19 protein-coding genes are annotated in these 19,488 nt (G+C 63.6%); 18 read left to right on the top strand and 1 reads right to left on the bottom strand.

Features of this window, described 5'->3' with window-relative positions:
• Positions 1–25: 25 nt before the first annotated feature.
• From hemE to CXY80_RS05500, 12 genes are all read left to right on the top strand, one after another.
• On the top strand, positions 26–1,132 hold the full coding sequence (hemE, locus tag CXY80_RS05555; protein WP_104131879.1) for a uroporphyrinogen decarboxylase: 1,107 nt from the start codon (positions 26–28) through the stop codon (positions 1,130–1,132).
• 8 nt (positions 1,133–1,140) lie between these two features.
• Positions 1,141–2,667, top strand: coding sequence for an NAD(P)/FAD-dependent oxidoreductase (locus tag CXY80_RS05550; RefSeq protein ID WP_104131878.1), 1,527 nt, complete (start codon positions 1,141–1,143; stop codon positions 2,665–2,667).
• Positions 2,668–2,892: 225 nt separating this feature from the next.
• The gene (locus tag CXY80_RS05545; RefSeq protein ID WP_104131877.1) at positions 2,893–3,306 is read left to right on the top strand and encodes a hypothetical protein; all 414 of its coding nucleotides are present in this window, start codon (positions 2,893–2,895) and stop codon (positions 3,304–3,306) included.
• A 75-nt stretch (positions 3,307–3,381) separates the two neighbouring features.
• Positions 3,382–3,801, top strand: coding sequence for a phage holin family protein (locus CXY80_RS05540; protein WP_092448137.1), 420 nt, complete (start codon positions 3,382–3,384; stop codon positions 3,799–3,801).
• A complete protein-coding gene (locus CXY80_RS05535; RefSeq protein WP_092448138.1) occupies positions 3,788–4,036 on the top strand; it encodes a DUF3618 domain-containing protein in 249 nt (82 codons plus the stop codon). Before CXY80_RS05540 ends, CXY80_RS05535 begins: the two co-directional genes overlap by 14 nt.
• 72 nt (positions 4,037–4,108) lie before the next feature.
• Complete coding sequence (hemQ, locus tag CXY80_RS20035) at positions 4,109–4,861, top strand: hydrogen peroxide-dependent heme synthase (RefSeq protein ID WP_104131876.1); 753 nt, start codon at positions 4,109–4,111, stop codon at positions 4,859–4,861.
• The gene (locus tag CXY80_RS05525) at positions 4,861–5,985 is read left to right on the top strand and encodes a ferrochelatase (protein ID WP_233195031.1); all 1,125 of its coding nucleotides are present in this window, start codon (positions 4,861–4,863) and stop codon (positions 5,983–5,985) included. Before hemQ ends, CXY80_RS05525 begins: the two co-directional genes overlap by 1 nt.
• Positions 5,982–6,935 (top strand): hydroxymethylbilane synthase, encoded by a 954-nt coding sequence (hemC, locus tag CXY80_RS05520; RefSeq protein WP_104131874.1) that lies wholly within the window; start codon positions 5,982–5,984, stop codon positions 6,933–6,935. Before CXY80_RS05525 ends, hemC begins: the two co-directional genes overlap by 4 nt.
• Before the next feature lie 4 nt (positions 6,936–6,939).
• Positions 6,940–7,728: a uroporphyrinogen-III synthase gene (locus CXY80_RS05515; RefSeq protein WP_104131873.1), complete on the top strand. Its 789-nt coding sequence runs from the start codon at positions 6,940–6,942 to the stop codon at positions 7,726–7,728.
• A 58-nt stretch (positions 7,729–7,786) separates the two neighbouring features.
• Positions 7,787–8,770, top strand: coding sequence for a porphobilinogen synthase (gene hemB, locus CXY80_RS05510; protein WP_104131872.1), 984 nt, complete (start codon positions 7,787–7,789; stop codon positions 8,768–8,770).
• Positions 8,767–10,140 carry a glutamate-1-semialdehyde 2,1-aminomutase gene (hemL, locus tag CXY80_RS05505; RefSeq protein ID WP_092448143.1) on the top strand — a complete coding sequence of 458 codons (1,374 nt, stop codon included), beginning with the start codon at positions 8,767–8,769 and terminating at the stop codon, positions 10,138–10,140. Before hemB ends, hemL begins: the two co-directional genes overlap by 4 nt.
• Before the next feature lie 125 nt (positions 10,141–10,265).
• Positions 10,266–10,616, top strand: coding sequence for a hypothetical protein (locus CXY80_RS05500; RefSeq protein ID WP_104131871.1), 351 nt, complete (start codon positions 10,266–10,268; stop codon positions 10,614–10,616).
• A gap of 45 nt (positions 10,617–10,661) precedes the next feature.
• Here CXY80_RS05500 and CXY80_RS05495 read toward each other — a convergent pair whose 3' ends face one another.
• Positions 10,662–11,651, bottom strand: coding sequence for a sugar-binding transcriptional regulator (locus tag CXY80_RS05495; RefSeq protein ID WP_092448145.1), 990 nt, complete (start codon positions 11,649–11,651; stop codon positions 10,662–10,664).
• 239 nt (positions 11,652–11,890) lie between these two features.
• On the opposite strand from CXY80_RS05495, the gene CXY80_RS05490 reads away from it, so the two are divergent.
• The 6 genes from CXY80_RS05490 to CXY80_RS05465 all read left to right on the top strand — a co-directional run bounded on the left by CXY80_RS05490 (position 11,891) and on the right by CXY80_RS05465 (position 19,443).
• Positions 11,891–12,892 carry a substrate-binding domain-containing protein gene (locus tag CXY80_RS05490; RefSeq protein ID WP_158251576.1) on the top strand — a complete coding sequence of 334 codons (1,002 nt, stop codon included), beginning with the start codon at positions 11,891–11,893 and terminating at the stop codon, positions 12,890–12,892.
• Between the two features lie 84 nt (positions 12,893–12,976).
• The gene (locus CXY80_RS05485; protein WP_233195029.1) at positions 12,977–14,584 is read left to right on the top strand and encodes a sugar ABC transporter ATP-binding protein; all 1,608 of its coding nucleotides are present in this window, start codon (positions 12,977–12,979) and stop codon (positions 14,582–14,584) included.
• A 116-nt stretch (positions 14,585–14,700) separates the two neighbouring features.
• Positions 14,701–15,624 (top strand): ABC transporter permease, encoded by a 924-nt coding sequence (locus tag CXY80_RS05480; RefSeq protein WP_233195027.1) that lies wholly within the window; start codon positions 14,701–14,703, stop codon positions 15,622–15,624.
• Positions 15,621–17,066: an iron-containing alcohol dehydrogenase gene (locus CXY80_RS05475; protein ID WP_092448148.1), complete on the top strand. Its 1,446-nt coding sequence runs from the start codon at positions 15,621–15,623 to the stop codon at positions 17,064–17,066. Before CXY80_RS05480 ends, CXY80_RS05475 begins: the two co-directional genes overlap by 4 nt.
• Complete coding sequence (locus CXY80_RS05470; protein ID WP_104131869.1) at positions 17,066–18,577, top strand: FGGY-family carbohydrate kinase; 1,512 nt, start codon at positions 17,066–17,068, stop codon at positions 18,575–18,577. The genes CXY80_RS05475 and CXY80_RS05470 overlap by 1 nt, the downstream gene beginning before the upstream one ends.
• The gene (locus CXY80_RS05465; protein ID WP_104131868.1) at positions 18,574–19,443 is read left to right on the top strand and encodes an HAD-IIA family hydrolase; all 870 of its coding nucleotides are present in this window, start codon (positions 18,574–18,576) and stop codon (positions 19,441–19,443) included. The genes CXY80_RS05470 and CXY80_RS05465 overlap by 4 nt, the downstream gene beginning before the upstream one ends.
• Positions 19,444–19,488: the final 45 nt, after the last annotated feature.

Raw genomic sequence — 19,488 nt, 5'->3', positions numbered from 1 at the left:
AGGGATGTTTGAGAGGATGGGGGGGATGATCCTCGACGCGCAGCATCCACTCTCCTCCGGCCTCACCGCCGACTCCCGCCTGATTCAGGCCTATCAGGGCGTTCGACCCGACGTGACCCCGGTGTGGTTCATGCGCCAGGCCGGGCGATCACTGCCCGAATACCGTGAACTGCGCGTCGGTACGCGCATGCTCGACGTGTGCCTCGACCCCGAACTGGCGAGCGAAATCTCGCTGCAGCCGGTGCGGCGCCACAACGTCGACGCCGGAATCTTCTTCAGCGACATCGTCGTTCCACTCAAGCTCGTCGGTGTCGATGTGACGATTGTGGCCGGCAAGGGCCCGGTGCTCGGCAAGGCCGTGCGCACGTCAGCGGATGTCGACGAGCTCACCGCCCTGGATCCCGCGATTCTCGATGAGGCTCTCGCGCCGATTCGCGACGCCGTGGGCCGCGCGGTGTCCCAGCTCGGATCGACCCCGCTGATCGGTTTCGCCGGCGCGCCATTCACCCTGGCCGCGTACCTGGTCGAGGGCGGTCCGTCGAAGGATCACATCCACGCCCGCACGCTCATGCACGCCGAGCCCGAAGCGTGGGCGCGGCTCATGGCCTGGACCGCCGATGTCACCGGCCGGTTCCTGCGCGCCCAGGTGCTCGCCGGCGCGAGCGCTGCCCAACTGTTTGACTCGTGGGCCGGAGCCCTGTCACTGGCCGACTATGCGGCATCCGTTGCGCCAGCTTCGGCGGCAGCGATCGCGCACGTGCGCGACCTCAGCTACAGCGTCAACGGCGCTGATCGCAATGCACCGATCGTGCATTTCGGCGTGGGCACCGGCGAACTGCTGAAAGAAATGCACAATATCGGCGCCGACGTCGTAGGCGTCGACTACCGGGTGCCGCTCGATGAGGCCAACCGCCGACTCGGCGGAGCTGTTCCGGTACAGGGAAACGTCGACCCGGCCCTGCTGACGGCGCCGTGGCCCGTGCTCGAAGCGCACGTGCGCGACGTCCTCGAACGCGGACGCAGCGCACCCTCGCACGTGCTCAACCTCGGTCACGGCGTTCCGCCCGACACCGACCCCGACGTGCTCACCCGCCTGGTCAGCCTCGTGCACGACGTCAGCGCGGCCGAGTAGGAGCCAGCATGACCAGACCAATCGACGTTGTCGTCATCGGCGGGGGGGTGGCCGGCCTGGTCGCCGCCCGCGAATGCGCCCAGGTCGGCCTGGCCGTGACCGTCATCGAGACAACGGATGCCGTCGGCGGTCCGGTCGCCGGCCACGTTCTCGACGGGCTCACCCTCGACAGCGGCGCCGAGAGCTTCGCTGTGCGCGGAGGCACGGTCGCGTCATTCATCGAGGATCTCGGCCTCACCGACCAGGTCGTGGCCCCCAATGTCGCCGGGGCCTGGCTGCACTTGCCGGCCCTCAAGCAAGCGGATGCCGCGATGAGCGTTCCGCTGCCCAAGGCCGGCGTTCTAGGAATCCCCGGTTCACCGCTCTCCGACGACGTGCGCCGCGTCATTGGCTGGAAAGGGTCGCTGCGCGCTTACGCCGACCGACTCATGCCCGTGCTCACGATCGGCCGCGAGCACAGCCTCGGTGACCTCGTGAAGAAGCGCATGGGCCAGCGCGTGCTCGACCGGCTGGTGGAACCCGTCGCGTCCGGCGTCTACACGACGAGCGCCGTCGACCTCGAGATCGATGTGGTCGCCCCCGGACTCAACCGTGCCCTCACCACGGCCGGCTCCCTCTCCGGCGCGGTCTCGGCCCTGCGTGCTGGCGCCCCGGCCGGGTCCAACGTCGGCGGCCTGCTCGGCGGAATGGCCAGCCTGCCCGCCGCGATCGTGGCCGCCCTGCAACGCCACGACGTGGCGATTCTGACCGGAACCACGGCCACAGCGCTGGCCCGCTCGGGCACAGACGACGCGCCGACCTGGTCCGTCACCGTCACCCGGCAAGCAGATGCCGCCCCGACCGACCCCGCTGCCCCGGCCGACAGCGCCGCCGAGCGAACCACCAGCACCCTCACCGCCCGTTACCTCATCATCGCGACCCAGGGCGCGCAGGCACTGCGCCTGGTCAACCCGCTCGGTGACCAGTTCGACGCTCTCGCCGAGCTCGACTGGCCAGCACCGACTGCCGTCACTCTCACCACGCTCGTGCTCGATGCGCCAGCCCTCGACGCGCACCCACGCGGCACCGGCGTGCTCGTCTCGGCCGATGCCCCCGACGTCACCGCAAAAGCGCTCACCCACGTCACGGCGAAGTGGGCCTGGGTCGCCGAAGCGGCCGGCCCCGGCCGCCACGTCGTGCGGCTGTCTTACGGCCGTGCCGGCCAGCCCAACCCGACCGACGACCTGAGCGACAAGGAGCTGCAGGCCCTCGCCCTGCACGACGCGAGCGCCCTGCTCGGTGTGCCACTGGCAGCGGCCGCGGTGCGCGCTTTCGCCCGCACCGAGTGGCGCGACGCCCTGTCGCCGGCCACCCTCGGTGCTCCGGAACGCGCGCAGCAGGTGCGCGAGGCCGTCGCCGCGACCCCCGCAATCGAGATCACCGGTGCCTGGCTGGCCGGAACCGGCCTCGCCTCGGTCATCCCACACGCACTCGAGGCCGGCGACCGCATCCGCCACGCCGCCCTCGGCCTGACCATCACCGGGCCGGACGAGTAGTCCCGGTACCGAACCGCGGTGATTCTCGTCTTGAACCGCGAATGCGGCCCGATTCGCCGGATTCTCCGCAGTTATGCACGGGCCCCCGAACGGTGGGCGCGCGGGTGCCCCAAACTGTGCACTTCCTGTATTGATACGAGCACTACGAGACATACCCGGGCATCACCCGAGATCGAAACGGCGAACCGGGTTACTCTGGGGAGACCTTACGAAAGTGGAGACTCAATGCGCGGAAAGCTTCTGTTCATCACGGGCGGACTCGTTGGCTATGTGCTCGGTGCACGCGCCGGCCGCAAACGTTACGACCAGATCGCCGCCGCCGCCAATGACCTCTGGAACGCCAAACCTGTGCAACGCCGGGTGACCGAGGTGCGCGACGCCGCGCTCGAACTCGTCGGCGACGTTCCCGTGACCCTGTACAACGCCGGCAAGAAGGCCGTCACGCAGGCTGTCGCCAAAAAGAAGAGGAACAAGACGGCGGCTGCCCAGACCTCGACAACGTCAGCGAAAGCGGATGCCGCCGCCCCCGCAACCACGGCCAGCACCACGACGAGCCGCACGGCCGCCGCGAAGCCGAAGGCGACCGAGAAGCCGACACCGACGGCCAAGGCCAAGCCGGCGGCTGACGACGCCCAGTAGCTCGTAGAATTCGGACACCCGTTACATCGCCGGGCGCGACACCCCGACGACACCCGAAAACAGGGAAGGCAATTCGTGACTAGCAGTGGATTCAACCCGAAGAGCAAACGTCCGTTGCTCGCGCTGATCGGGGAACTGCCCGGCCAGATCAGCGCTCTCGTGAAAGCCGAACTCGATGCCTTCAAGGCCGAGTTCACGGCCAAAGCCAAGAATTTCGGCATCGGTGCCGGCCTCTTCATCGTGGCCGGGGCTTTTCTGTTCTTCGCGCTCGGGGTGCTCGTTGCCCTCTTCGTGATCTTGCTGGCCCTCGTGCTGCCGCTGTGGCTTGCCACGCTCATCGTGCTGGTCGTGCTCCTGCTCATTGCCGCACTCCTCGTGCTCATCGGCGTCAACCGGGTGAAGGCGGCAACGAAACCCGACCCAGAGGGCGTGCACGCGAGCATCCGTCACGACGTTGATGCATTCAAGGGAGTTGGCGAATATGACCACAAATGACCTGCGCGCCGAAGCCCGACACGCTCGCGCCGAGCTCGCCTCGACGCTCGATGCGATCGAGTACAAGCTCAATATCCCCAAGCAGCTGCGCATCAAGCGCCGCCGCCTGACCCACGCCCTGTACCAACTCGGCGAAGACAGCCCGGCCGCCCTCATCAGCATCGCCCTCGGTGCGGCGACCGTGGTCGGTGTCATCGTCTGGTTCGGCGCCTCCGCGGTGGCCAAAAACCGGTAGCAAGTGGGGTGGGTTCACAGCAACCGCACTGCTCATTTTGGTACCGGGGGCAATTCAGAGCAAACTAGACCCATGACTCACCCGGCTGCCGGAGAGGCAGTAACCAGCGTTCAGCCCACCACTCCCACCGATACCGAGGTAACCGCGGCTTCGCCGCAAGGATTCACCCTCTTTACCGTGCTGCGAAGAGACCCGCACAACCCCGATGATCTCGACGGCCGCGATGTTCCGCACGCCGTGAACGAGCTCGACGACGTGGTGGCCTTGATCGAAGCCGAGGGCGTCACCGTGCGCGGCTTCTACGATGTCTCCGGCCTCAAGGCCGATTCCGACGTCATGATCTGGACCCACGCGCCCGAGGCAGAGACCTTGCAGTGGGCGAACCGTGAGCTGCGCCGCAGCCGCCTGCTGAAGAGCCTGTTGCCAACCTGGAACGCCATGGGCGTGCATCGGGACGCCGAATTCAACAAGAGCCACGTGCCCGGATTCCTGCGCGGAGTCGAGCCCAAGGCCTGGCTCACCATCTACCCCTTCGTGCGCAGCTTCGAGTGGTATCTGCTGCCCGAGGCTGAGCGCAGCGCCATGCTCGCCGACCACGGCCGCAAGGGCGCCGCCTACCGCGGTGCAATCGCCAACACCGTCTCCGCCTTCGCCCTCGGCGACTACGAATGGCTGCTGCCGATCGAGAGCGACGAGCTCACCGAGCTCGTCGACCTGATGCGCGGCCTGCGCGACACCGAGGCGCGTCGCCACGTGCGCGAGGAGATCCCGTTCTATACCGGACGCCGCATCTCCACCGCCGAGCTGGTCGAGGTGCTTCAGTAATGACCGCTTACGACGCAGTGCTGCTCGCCGGTTTTGGCGGACCCGAAGGCCAGGACGACGTGATTCCGTTCCTGCGCAACGTGACCGGTGGTCGCGGCATCCCGGAAGAGCGCCTCGAAGAGGTGGCCACCCACTATCGCCACTTCGGCGGTGTGAGCCCGATCAACGACCAGAACCGCGTGCTCAAGGCCGCTCTGCAGGTTGAACTCCAGCGTCGAGGCATCGACCTGCCCGTGATCTGGGGCAACCGAAACTGGGCGCCCTACCTGAAAGACACGATCAGTGAGGCCCACGATGCCGGTCAGGATCGCCTGCTGGCCATCGCGACGAGTGCCTACAGCTCCTACAGCGGATGCCGCCAGTACCGTGAAGACTTCGCCGCAGCCCTGACCGACACGGGCCTAAACGACAAGGTCCACATCGACAAGATCCGCCAGTTCTTCGACCACCCCGGCTTCGTCACCCCGTTCATCGTCGGTGTCACCCAAGGACTCCAGGATGTCGTCGCGGCCATGCCCGGCATCGACGTCGACTCCGAGGTCGAGATTCTGTTCTCGACCCACTCGATCCCGATGACGGACGCCAACAAGAGCGGCCCGGCCGATCGCGGCTTCGGCGAGGGTGGCGCCTACGAGGCGCAGCACCGCGCCGTCGCCCAGGTCGTCATGGACTCCCTCGTGGAACCCGAAGACGCGTCCACCCCGCTCAAAACGCAATGGCAGCTGGTCTACCAGTCCCGCAGTGGACCGCCCAGCATGCCGTGGCTCGAACCCGATATCAACGATGCGATCGCCCTGCTGCCGGCCCGCGGCATCCGTGCTGTGATTATTGTGCCGCTCGGTTTCGTGAGCGATCATATGGAGGTCATGTGGGACCTCGACAACGAGGCCATGGAAACCAGTGCGAAGTTCGGGATTCACGCCGTGCGCGTACCGACCCCCGGCATTTCGCCCGACTTCGTCAGCGGCCTGGGCGACCTGATCGAGGAACGCCTCAACGACACCCCGGTCGAAGACCGTCCGGCCAAGACCACGCTCGGCCCCTGGTACGACGTCTGTCGCCCCGGCTGCTGTGAAAACGTGCGGCTCGGCTTCAAGCCGGCCGTCGCGGGAATGGCACCATGACCGTCATTCGAGTAGGTACCCGCGCGAGTGCCCTCGCCCTCGCGCAGACCCAGACCATCGTCAACCGCATCGCTGCGTCGGCCGGCGTCGAAGTTGAAATCGTGAGCGTCACCACGCACGGCGATACCTCCACCGAGCCACTCTCGAGCCTCGGCGGCACCGGAGTGTTCGCGAGCGCCCTGCGTGAAGCCCTGCTGAATGACGAGTGCGACGTCATCGTGCACTCGTTCAAAGATTTGCCGACCGAGGCCCACGCAGGCTTGCGCATTGGCGCAATCCCCAAGAGAGCGGATGCCCGCGACGTGCTGGTCGCGCGCGCCGGCTTCACCCTCGACACCCTTCCGGGGGGTGCCCGCGTCGGTACGGGTTCGCCCCGCCGCGTCGCCCAGTTGCTGGAGCGTCGCCCCGACCTCACGATCGTGGACATTCGCGGCAACATCGACACTCGGATCGGGCGCGTCGCCGAGGGCGACCTCGACGCCGTCGTGCTGGCCGCGGCTGGCCTAGGTCGTCTCGGTCGTCTCGAATCCCTCGCGCCGGAGTTTCTCGAGCTGTCAGCCTGGCCGACCGCTCCCGGCCAGGGTGCGCTCGCGATCGAGGTGCGTGACGGCAAGCCGGAGCGCCTGCTCGGCGTGGCACTCGCGGCGATGAACCATGGCTCTACTCAGGCGACAACCACCGCCGAACGCACCGTGCTGGCCCGACTGGAGGCCGGTTGCGCCGCGCCGATCGGCGCCACCGCCGTGGTCGACGATGGACTGCTCTTTCTCACCGCAACCGTGTACAGCCCGGATGGATCCCGCAAGATCACCAGCTCGCACGCGGCGACGCCCGATTCCCACTCCGCACCCCATCTCACCGAAGCCGCGCTCGATGTGGCCGAACGAGTGTCCATAGATCTTCTGGCCGGTGGCGCGGCCGAGTTCGCTCCCCTGAAAGTGACTGAGTGACCACGTGACCAATCGACTGACCAAGCCCCTCGCGGGCTGGCGAGTTCTCGTTCCGCGCGGCGGCCCCTGGGGCGACCAGGTCGCAGCGAACCTGCGCGCCAAGGGCGCGCACCCGATCGTCGCACCGATGATCAACTTCGCCGCCACCGATGACGCGCCGGCTCTGAACGCGGCGCTGACCCGTCTGGCCGCCGGGGATTTCGACTGGATGACCATCACCAGCGCCACGACCGTCGACGTACTCTCGTCGCACCGCGCGGTCGTCGCCCCGGGAACCCGCATCGCCGCCGTCGGTGAGACCACGGCCGCCGCACTCATCGCGGCCGGCTACCACGTGGACATCGTGCCCTCCGAAGACAACTCCGCCCGAGGACTGCTCGAGGAATGGGAAACCGCGACCGCAGGGGTTATTCCGTTGCGCGTGCTCACCCTGCGCAGTGAGATCGCCAAGCCGCTGCTCAGCGAGGGACTGCGCCGCGTCGGCCACGACGTTGAATCGGTCGTCGCTTACCGCACCATCGGTGTTCCGGTCAGCGACCAGGTGGTCGCCGACGTTAAGGCTGGGCTCGTGCACGCCGTACTCGTCACGAGCGGCAGCGTTGCTCGTCAAGTGCGCGAACAGTTCGGGGACATTCCCGAACGCACCCTGGTTGCCTGCATCGGCCCGCAGACCGCCAGGGACTCCCGGACCCTCGGACTGCGCGTCGACGTTGTCGCCTCGGAGCGCAGCGCCGAGTCACTCATCGATGCACTCGTCGATGCAGCACTCGCGGGGAACACGCCAGCAGCCTGACCCAGCCCTGTAACGAGCCGATAACGAAATGCACAGCCGGGCGGCGTAGTGTAAAGGGGTGACCAAACCCGTTATCCGCCCACGACGACTGCGCACCAGCGGCGCGCTTCGTCGCCTGGCCAGTGAAATCCGTCTCCACCCGGCCGAGCTCGTGCTCCCCATGTTCATTCGGGAGGGCAACGAGCAGCGGCCGATCAGCTCGATGCCCGGCGTCGTGCAGCACAGCATCGACAGCTCCCGTCGGGCCGTGGCTGAGGCGGCAGAAGCTGGTGTCGGGGGCATCATGCTGTTCGGAGTGCCAGAGGTGCGCGACGCGACCGGGACTGGCGCGACCGACCCCAACGGCATCCTCAACCTGGCCACCCGTGCTCTCGCCGACGAGATCGGTGATGCGCTCGTGGTGCAGACCGACTTGTGCCTGGATGAATTCACCGACCACGGCCATTGCGGCGTGCTCGCCGCCGATGGCCATGTCGACAACGACGCGACCCTCGAACGCTACCGCGACATGGCGCTGGCCCAGGCGAGCGCCGGTTCCGCGCTGCTCGGCCTCTCCGGCATGATGGACGGCCAGGTCGCCGCCGTGCGCGAAACCCTCGACTCCAATGGTTTCGAAGACACCGCTGTGCTGGCTTACTCGGCCAAGTACGCCTCGGCCTACTACGGCCCGTTCCGGGAGGCCGTCGCCTCGACCTTGGTCGGCGACCGCCGCACCTACCAGCTCGACCCGGCGAATCGACGCGAGGGCGTACGCGAAGCCCAGCTGGACATTGACGAGGGTGCCGACATCGTCATGGTCAAACCGGCCGGCAGCTACCTCGACGTGCTCGCCGAGGTCGCCGCGATGAGTGATATTCCCGTTTGGGCATATCAAGTCTCTGGCGAATACGCCATGATCGAAGCCGCAGCTGCGCAGGGCTGGATCGACCGGCGCCGCGCCGTCGAAGAGTCGGTGCTGAGCATCCGTCGGGCCGGTGCCGACGCTGTACTTACCTATTGGGCCGTTGAATTGGCCACCTGGCTCAAGGAGGAGCGAGCATGACCGACACACTGTCAACCGAAGTGCACCACGTGGCGACCCGCAACGACGAGCTGTTCGACCGGGCCCGGAAGGTCATTCCCGGGGGGGTGAACTCTCCGGTGCGGGCCTTTGGCTCGGTCGGCGGCACCCCGCTGTTTCTGGTGAAGGCCGCCGGCGCCTATGTCACCGACTCCGACGGTCGCGAATACGTCGACCTCGTCAACTCCTGGGGACCGGCCATTCTGGGCCACGCCCATCCCGAGGTCATCAAGGCCGTTCAGGATGCCGCCGCTCTCGGCCTGTCCTTTGGCGCCTCGACGCCCGCCGAGACCGAACTGGCGGAGCTCGTCGCCGAGAGGGTCGGCGCGGTCGAAAAGCTGCGCCTGGTGTCCACCGGCACCGAGGCGACCATGACCGCCATCCGACTGGCCCGCGGTTTCACCGGTCGTGACCTGCTGATCAAGTTCGCCGGGCACTACCACGGCCACTCCGACGGCCTGCTGGCCCAGGCCGGTTCCGGCCTCGCTACCCTCGCCCTGCCCGGTTCGGCCGGCGTCACGGCCGCGACCGCCGCGCAGACCCTCGTGTTGCCGTACAACGACCTCGACGCCGTGCGCGCCGCCTTTGAGGCACACCCGGGGCGCATCGCCGCGATCATCACCGAGGCTGCCGCCGCTAATATGGGCGTCGTCGCGCCGGATGCCGGCTTCAACGCGGCCCTGTCGGCGATCGCGCACGAGAACGGTTCCCTGCTCATCCTCGACGAGGTGCTCACCGGTTTTCGAGTGAGTCGCTCGGGCTTCTGGGGACTCGAGACCAGCAGTCTCGAGTCGGCCGGTGAAGAGTTTTACACGCCCGACCTGCTCGCCTTCGGCAAGATCATCGGCGGCGGCCTGCCCGTTGCTGCCCTCGGTGGCCGGGCCGATGTGATGGACTTTCTGGCACCGACCGGCCCGGTCTACCAAGCCGGAACGTTGTCGGGCAACCCGGTCGCGGTTGCGGCGGGCATCGCCACGCTCAACCTGCTCGACGAGAGCGTGTATGACCGGCTCAACGCGACCGCCATCATCCTCTCTGAGGCTGTTTCTGCCTCGCTTGCCGCCGAGGGTGTCGCGCACCGGGTACAGCGGGCCGGCAACCTGTTCAGCTTCGTGTTCGGCGAGGAGGCGCAGGGTTCGGCTCCGCGCACCTACGCCGATGTACAGCGCCAGGAGGCTTTTCGCTACGCCCCGTTCTTTCACGCCATGCTCGATGGCGGCGTCTCGCTGCCGCCGAGCGTGTTCGAGGCCTGGTTTGTCTCCGACGCACACGATCAGAGCGCGATCGGGCGCATCTTCGAGGCGCTGCCCGCCGCGGCCAAAGCTGCAGCGGCAGCCCAGCCAACGGTCTAATTGAGCAAACGCTCCCGGACCGGCCGGGAGCGTGTGCTTCAGTTGGAGAGTTCCTGCGCTGGGACATTACTGCTTTATTCGCGTCAGACAACGAGTTTTCGGGCCGGACCGGGCAGACTGGGATAATGGCTTCCCTGAGCGTGCATTCCGACCGGCTCGAGATCCACTTGACGCGCACGGAAAGAACGCTCGCGCTGCGGCGTGACTCGATTGTGGTGCAGCGGGAGAACATCCGCTCGGTGATCATCACGGAAGATCCGTGGATCTGGCTGCGCGGCATCCGCTCACCGGGATCGATGATTCCGCTCGTGCTGGCGGCCGGAACCTGGAAGTTTCACGGCGGCAAGGACTTCGTCTCGATCAAGCGTCACCGCCCGGCCGTGGTGATCGACCTGGTCGACGAAGAATTCGCCCGCGTCATTCTCACCAGCCAGCACGCGGCCGACTTCGTCGACTCGCTGAAACTCCTCGCCTGACCCACTCGGGCTTGGCGTGGGCGCCATTGTCTTTGCGGCACCAACTTAGGACAATGCCGTGCGCCCCTGTGCCATCAGGTGTTCTGCTGTGACAACATCAGTGACAAGTACGTTGACCCATCCACCAGAAATAGCGGCATGAATGGCCTTATATTTGCTGGGGCCACCGGCCACCCCGAGCCTTCGGTCGGTATTACGCAGCTGCTTGAGGGTCACCCCGATGACAAGTTCATCGAGCTCTGACATTACCGGCTCACCATGAGCATCGATGAAGCGGAGATTTACTTCACCAACAGCTCCGAGCGACTTCGCGAGATCAAACTGCTCCTGGCTGAAGAAATTGCCTCCGGCCTCCAGTGGCGGTACGATTTCGCAGTTTCCGATACCCATCAAGGCGATATCCATCTCGTCTAGGGCGCTCAAGGCTGCCCGAGTATGGAGGTCCTGCCCGAGTATTGCCGCCTTGACTTCCCGGGACGACACCACACCGGGGACCCGCAAGAATAGGGCGGCGGCTCCGGTGAGATGGGCCAAACGCTGAGTTGCACGAGTTGCTTCGTGCTGGAGCGTTGGCGGACCGACATCTCCCAGCATTTCCACGACTCGCGTCGCGGCCAAACGTTGCAGGGGTTGTAGAGCTGACGTCATTTCTCGAAGCGATCGGCTCCAGGAAGTGAAACCTATCGTTTTTGTTTCTAAGGGCATGATGCGCAATATCGATGCCACAGCGTTTCCGAGGTCTTGGGTCAGGCGCGCCTCATCGTCATCGATCACGTCCACCACGTGAACTTCATCGATACCAAATTCTTGCTCGAGGGAGTCTTCGAGGTCCACGTGCAAACCTGGAGGGATCACGACGATCGTTCTGATTACATTAGCCTCTTCGGCGGCGCGCAGCAGCCGCGAAACGCGGGCCTGCGACACGCCGAGCAGGCTCGCAATCTCCGTTTGACGCATGTTGCGCGTGTGATAAAGCCTCGCGACTTTGGTGATCAAGCGTAGGTGCTCAACGTCGGCGCCACTGTCGTGGATCAAATTGTTCCTCTATCTTTCTGGTCACCCGGGCCGTGACATTCCAAGCCTCGATGTGCCAGACGAGTTTCGCGCTTTGATGCCCAGTTTCTCATTTGACACCTTCAACACCGACCCATATAGTTTCGATGAACGGTGGATTTTCAGTCCAGGCTAGCATAAATATGTTGGCAACATTGTTCGAGTTCCGTTCGTCCTCGCAGGACAAGTCATGAACCATGATGTTTCAAGGAAGAAACGTAATGATCAAACGCAATTTTGCTCTGCGCATCGCCGTTGCGGCGGTGGGGGCTGTTGCTGCAGCCTCCGTATTCGCAGCCTGCAGCCAAACGGTCACTCCATCCACTACGGAGCCCGCCGCTGGCGGAAACAAAACCATTGGAATCGCAGTGGCCGACCAGAAATCTCTGTTCTATGTTGCCGCCGTCGACGGAATGGAGCAGGCGGCAAAGGAGGCTGGTTACAAGCTGATCACGCTGTCGGCCAACAACAACTCCAGCCAGCAGGTGAACCAGGTACAGGACCTGATCACTCAGCAGGTCGGCGCCATCATCTTTATCGCTCAGGACGCTACTTCAGCCGCTGCGGGAGTAAAGCTCGCCAACGATGCGGGCATTCCGATCATTGCTGTTGACCAGAAGCCTGAATCGGGTGATGGAAAACTGGCCACGTACATTGCAACGGACAGCGTCAAGGCCGCCGAAGAACTGTGCACCTGGCTTTTCGATCAGATCGGTGGCGCTGGAGACCTGGCAATTCTGCAGGGGCCGCTTGGAGCCACGGCCGAACTGCAGCGCAGCGAAGGCTGCGACAAGGCGCTGGCGAATTATCCAGACATCAACGTCGTGGCGATGGAATCGGCAAATTGGGACGAGACTGAGGCCTTCACCGCCGCGCAGAACATCCTCACCGCGAACCCCAACCTGAAGGCATTCTTCGGCGAGAGTGACGCGATGGCCATGGGCGCCGCCAAGGCAGCCAAGCAGGATGGCCGCGAAGGACTGTTCTTCGTCGGAATCGACGGGTTCCCGACCATGTTTGAGGCCATCACTGGCGGACTGACGCAGGCCACCATGGCCCAGCAGCCTTACCTCATGGGTCAGATGTCCGTCAAGAACGCGGTCCAGATCGCGGAGGGAAAGACGGCCGACGTTCCGGAACTTCAGTACATGGACACTGTCCTCGTCACCAAAGAAAACGTCGCGGACAACGACCCGACGAAGTTTTACGGGCCCGACTTCTAAATAGAACGGGTGCGTGTGGGGCCGTCCCGAAGGTGAGGGCCCCATACGCACCACTGAGCTTTGACTGCAACGAGGTGGAACACGGTGACAGAAGTAGTATCCGACACCCTGTATTCGGCGGACCGGGTGTCCAACGCGAATGGTTCCTCGGCGGGCTTGGTTTGCCTGGGGCTGTCGAAGAGCTACGGCGGAACATCCGTCCTAACTCAAGTGGATCTTTCCCTGACCCCCGGCAGTGTGCTCGGGCTGGTCGGGGAAAACGGAGCGGGAAAGTCGACGACTTCGTCCATCATCGCGGGAATGGTGCGCCCCGACGGGGGCAGCATGACCATCGACGGAGAGATTTACGATCCACAGTCGCCTGCCGATGCCCTCAAGGCCGGGGTGGCGCTCATTCACCAGGAAATTCGGATGGTTTCCGAACTGTCGGTTGCCGAGAACATCTTCTTGGGTCGGCTCCCGATGCGGCGCGGCCGTGTCGACCGCAAGCTCATGAATGAAGAATCCCGCAGTATCCTCAAGCTTCTTGGCTCTGACACCGATCCCCGGCGTCAAGTAGCTGGCTTGTCGATAGCAGCCCAGCAAGAAATCGAAATTGCGCGGGCGCTAACTCGCGAACCGCGATACATCATCTTTGACGAACCCTCTGCTTCCCTCGGCGAGTCCGAAACCGAGCGCGTGTTCGACCAAATTCGTATTTTGCGTGACCAGGGCGCTGGAATCGTCTATATCTCCCACCGGTTGGAAGAAATTCGCACCCTCGCAGATACCGTCGTGTGCCTGCGGGACGGTAAGCGGGTAGCCGCGTGGGAAACGGGAGACGTTTCGAAAGAAGACATTGTTCGAGCAATGGTTGGCCGAGACTTTGTCTTTAGCCACCTCGCGCCCAAAGACGCCACCACTGAGGTTGCGCTCGAAGTGCGCGGGCTCGGTCGAACCGGCGTCTTTGAGGGAATTAACTTTGCGGTAAATCGTGGAGAAATTCTCGGGTTTTCGGGCCTCGTCGGCGCCGGTCGCACCGAGATGGTGCGAACGATCGCCGGAGCCGATCGACATGACGCCGGGGAGATCCTGGTTGACGGTACTGCCGTCAAGATCCGCGGACCGCGTTCAGCGATTAATGCCGGCATCGCTATGGTCCCGGAAGATCGCAAGGGTCAGGGTCTTAACCTGGACCGCACCGGCGCCGAAAACATTACCTTGCCCTGGGAGCCCAGCCTTACAACGGGTGGAATAATGACCGTTCGCACGGTCAACGCGACAGCGAATCTGCAACGGGAATTTCTCGACATTAGAAGCAAGCTCGACATTCCGGTTGGTTCGCTGTCGGGGGGTAACCAGCAAAAGGTCCTCCTCGGAAAATGGCTCGTCACGCGACCGCGTGTGCTGATTCTCGACGAACCAACCCGCGGCGTAGATGTTGGCGCAAAAATGGCCATCTACAAGACGATTCGATCGTTGGCCGAACAGGGTGTTGCCATCATCGTCATTTCTTCCGAACTCGAAGAAGTCCTCGGTCTCTCGCACCGTGTCCTCGTCATGTCCGGCGGAAGGCAACGCGGCATCCTCGACCGCGCCGACGCCACCCCGGAAGCCGTGATGGCGCTCGCGCTGATCACCGACTCGAGTGACGATGCCCAACCCTCGAACCAACCCGGCAGCTCGCCACAGGGAAGAAGTGAATCACAATGACGCAAATCAATAACGAGCCCCGCACGTCCGGTGCGGTGGACAGTGCCGCCGCTGCGCCCTCCGACCTCGGCACCGGGTCGTGGAAGTCAACCGCCGGAAGCAAGATGGCGTCGGTTATGGGCAGTGTTCCGGGCCCCCTTATCGGCCTGATCATCATCTTCATTGCGCTGTCATTTCTTTCCCCGTTCTTTCTCACACCGCGCAACCTGCTCAATATTCTGAGCCAGGTTTCAGCAATCGGCGTGATGTCGGTTGGTGCTGTCCTGATTATTATCATCGGGGGCATCGATCTCTCCGTCGGCTCGGTGGTGGCTTTGAGCTCCATGTCGATGGCGTGGCTATTCCGAGTTGCCGAGCTCCCCTTTGAAATTGCCCTCGTCGGCGGACTGGTTGTCGGCGCATTGATCGGATTGATCAATGGTCTTCTGACTGCATATGGAAAGCTTCAGCCGTTCATCGCCACACTCGCAACGATGTCTGCGGCTGCGGGCCTCGCCCTCTTCCTCACGAATGGAAACCCGGTCAACGGGTTCCCGCAGTGGTTCTTGGCGATTACCTCAACCAGTTTCATCGGCATCCCGATTCAGGGAATTGTCCTTATTCTGATCTTTGCCATTACGGCATTCTGGCTCCGGTATCGGCCGAGCGGTCGAGCGCTTTACGCCATTGGTGGAAATGAAGAGGTAGCACGACTTTCGGGCCTGCCGATCCGACGGGCCAAAATAGCCGTTTACGTGATTGCCGGGATTCTCGCGGCGATTGCTGGCCTCCTCGTTACATCGCGGCTCGACTCCGCCCAGCCGACCGCTGGAGTCGCCGATCTGCTTAATGTGATCGCCGTCGTGGTAATCGGCGGGGCGAGCCTGTCTGGCGGCTCCGGGAGCATGCTCGGCACTTTCGTCGGCCTCCTGATCATCGGAGTGCTCAACAACGGGATGTCGCTTCTCAATGTCTCCCCCAACCTCCAGCCCGTTGTCGTCGGCTTCGTCATCGTTGCCGCAGTCATGACGGATCGACGCACTAGCCGGAAGAAATCATGACTTCATTCTTAGACATCTCGGATCCCACCGATCTAGACAGCTTGCGTCTGGTTATTGCCGCTGCTCCCGGCGCGGACGAACTGGTACCGCTGGGGCTGCGGCTTCTGGACATCTCGCCGCTTGCCACCGACAGAATTAGCGAGGTGGTCGGCGAGGAACTGCGCCTGGCCGGTCGGGTGAGCGCCGGGGCCAAGGTTATTATCCTGGTGGACTCGACGACGATCCTGCGTGATGGCGAAGACTTGAAAGCAAAAATCGCCGACCTTCTCGTCGAAAACTTCAGTGTGGAAACCTACGTTCTCGGCGATGACGCTCATCTGCTGGCCAACGAGGCGTCGCTGGATCTGGCCACCGAGGCGGTCCGTTCCGCGGAGTGTGTTGTCACCATCGGCGGCGGCACGATCACCGACATCGGCAAGGTGGCCACAAATCGAAACGGCGACATCCCCCTCGTCGTCGTGCAGACGGCCGCGTCGGTAGACGGCTTCACGGACAACGTGTCCGTCATTCTCAAGAACGGCGTCAAGCGCACGGTCCCGTCCCGATGGCCCAACGCTGTTCTTGCCGACACGGTGACGATCGCGGGCGCTCCTCGGGCAATGAACACGGCCGGTTTCGGCGAAGTTCTGTCGCTTTACACGGCCCCGGCCGATTGGTACCTCGCCTCCCTCTTCGGTCTGGATTCGACCTTTCACGAAACGCCCCGCGACCTATTGCTGGCATTTGCGGGTGACGTCAGCGAGTGGGGAAACGGTCTTTCGGATGGCGACAGCGCCTCGGTCGAGCAACTCACCCGAGTCTTGGCCATTCGGGGAATCGGCACCGGCGTTGCCGGCACGACCGCGTGCCTGTCCGGGGTTGAGCACGTCATCAGTCACATGCTCGACATGTACTCGGGATCGCACCACCTGCCCATCGGTCTTCACGGCGCGCAAGTGGGGGTGGCTTCCCTCATCGGAGCGGCCGCCTGGCAGCTTCTGTTCGAGCGCCTCGGCGAGGGCGCACCGGCGCTGGACTTCCCCACCGATGATGAGCTCGAGCTACGCGTGCGCTCCGCGTTCGACTGGTGCGACCCGACGGGGGAAAAGGGCGCCGAGTGCTGGGCGGGTTACAGTGCGAAGCTCGCGGATTGGCGCGAGAACAAGCCTCGCGCGCTAGCGGTCCTGCAGGACTGGAAAGACTACGAGCCGGTATTCTCGGGATCGCTGCCGACGCCGGACACGCTCTCCAGCGGACTTCGCATCGCCGGGGCGCCCTCCCAGCCGGCACAGCTCGGCGAGTGGGTCACCGCCGATGTCTGGAAATGGGCCGTACTCAACTGCCTCTTCATGCGAGACCGTTTCACGGTCGTCGATCTGCTCTTCTTTTACGGCTGGTGGACCGCCGAAGATGTTGACCTTGTCATTGCTCGGGCCGCCAGCGCATCTGTAGCGGAAGGCTGATGACCCAAGATGTTGTGGTGTCCGTAGATTGCTCGACCACGGGCGTCAAGAGTGTGGTGTGGGATTCGCAGGGACGGCTCGTCGGTGAGGGCCGGTCGTCCTTAGATCTGAGTATTCCGTCCATCGGTTACGGCGAACAAGACCCGCGTCAATGGTGGAGTGCCATGTGTATTGCCGTCACCGAGGCGGTGCGAAACGTGGACGCGCATCGGATCGCATCAATTTGTGTCACCCACCAGCGCGAAACGTTTGTCTGTTTGGATGGCTTCGGAGAGCCTATTCGCCCCGCCATGCTGTGGTTGGACGCCCGGGCAACCTACGAAGTAGAGACCGCAGGCACCAAACGCGTGCACGACATCACGGGTAAACCACCGAACACAACGCCCGCGTTCTATAAGCTGCTCTGGCTCCAGTCGCACGAGCCAGAAACGCTGCGCCAGACCAAACACGTCGTCGACGTGCACGGATACCTCGTCCATAAGATGACGGATCAATGGCTCACATCCGTGGCCAGCGCCGACCCTCTCGGGCTGGTGAACCTGAACACGGCGGACTACGACGATGAGTTGGTGAGAGAAGCGGGACTTCACCGAGACCAGCTCAGCACCCTGGTTCCGCCGGGAATGGTCTTGGGCGAACTGAGCGCGGCGGCGGGATCTGCGCTCGGTCTCCCGGAAGGCCTGCGCGTGATATCGGGCGCCGGCGACGGACAAGCCGCCGGACTGGGTGCGGGCATCACCGAACCCGGTAGGGCCTACCTCAATCTCGGCACCGGGTTGGTAGCGGGCACCTACAGCGACACCTATTCACCGAATTCCGCCTACCGTGCGCTCACCGGGTCTATTCCGGACACCTTCACGTTCGAATCCTTTATTGGTGCCGGAACCTACATGATCAACTGGTTCATTGACACATTCGTCGAGAAATCTCCAGACGTCCAGGAACCCGCTGGCACCATTGAGAAGCGCCTGGAGCTAGAGGCTGCGCACATCGCTCCGGGGTGCAACGGTCTGCTCGTGGTCCCTTACTGGAACGGGGCACTGACCCCGTACTGGGACCACAACGCACGCGGAATAATCCTCGGCCTGACCGGCATCCACAGTCGAGCGCACATTTATCGGGCGGTACTGGAGGGTCTGGCTTATGAACTTCGCCTCTGTTTCGATCGAGTTGAACTTGGTCTGTCGGAACCGATCTCACTCGTTGTAGCCATGGGAGGCGGCACCCAAAGCGCGTTGTGGTGTCAGATCCTCGCCGACGTACTGCGGCGCCCCATTCTCATCTCGGGACAGCAGGAGAGCACGTGCCTGGGCGCGGGAATGCTGGCGGCGGCCGGAGCTGGGATCTATCCCACAGTGCGGGAGGCCAGCTCTGCAATGACCTCCTTCGGTAAACGGTTCGACCCCAATGAAGACCTGGCGGAGACCTACGACCGATTCTTCGCGGTTTATCAAGAAATTTACCCATCAGTACGCCCCGTTTTTTCTGCCCTCAAGAAAGCCCTGACATGATCACATCGACACACGCCAGCGTCGAATCTCTGCGAACTTCTCCCCTTCGTATCTACCCGGCTTACGTCTTCGACCTCGACGGCACCATTTACCTCGGCGATAAATTGCTCCCCGGTGCTCGGCGACTGATCGAATACCTGCAGGAACGCGGGAGCCGGACGGTTTTCCTGTCGAACAACCCCACGCTCGACCCGGGAATGTACGTGGAAAAGTTCGAGCGTCTGGGCCTGCAGATTAACGAATCAGACGTGGTCAATTCTGTGGTGAGTATTGTGGCCTGGCTGCAGCGGGAGCATCCGGGCGCCGTGGTATTTCCGATCGCGGAAGCACCCCTGATTCGGGCCCTCGGGAACGCCGGAATTCGCATGTCCGAAGATCCCCAAGAGATCGACATCGTCATCGCCAGCTACGACCGCACGTTCGATTACCGAAAGCTTCAGATCGCTTTCGACGCCATTTGGCAATTCGGTCGCGCCATCTTGGTCACGACCAATCCCGATCGATTCTGCCCATTCCCCGGCGGCCGCGGCCAGCCCGATGCGGCGGCCATTGTCGCAGCGATCGAGGCGTGCACGGGCGTCAAGAGTCAGGCCAATGCGGGCAAACCGGATCAGATCATGATCGACACCGTGACCGAAGCGCTCAAAATGGATGTCCGTGACTGCATCATGGTCGGCGACCGTCTGTACACGGATATTCAAATGGCTCTCAACGCGGTCATGGATTCCGCCCTCGTGCTCACCGGCGACAGTTCAATCGCCATGGTGGAAGAGCGTGAGAGCGATCAGCGACCATCCTTTGTGCTCGACCGGGTCGATCATTTGATTCCGACCCAGCTTCGAGACGAACTCGGTTGGAATATCTAGCGGTCGCCTTGCGTCGCCAACATAGACCCGCGTAGAATAGTCAAT

The organism is Cryobacterium sp. M91 (genome assembly GCF_002929615.1).
GTDB classification, from domain to species: Bacteria; Actinomycetota; Actinomycetes; order Actinomycetales; family Microbacteriaceae; genus Cryobacterium; species Cryobacterium levicorallinum.
The sequence above is the reverse complement of the archived record's forward strand: the minus strand, read 5'-3'. Positions and strand labels throughout refer to the sequence as shown.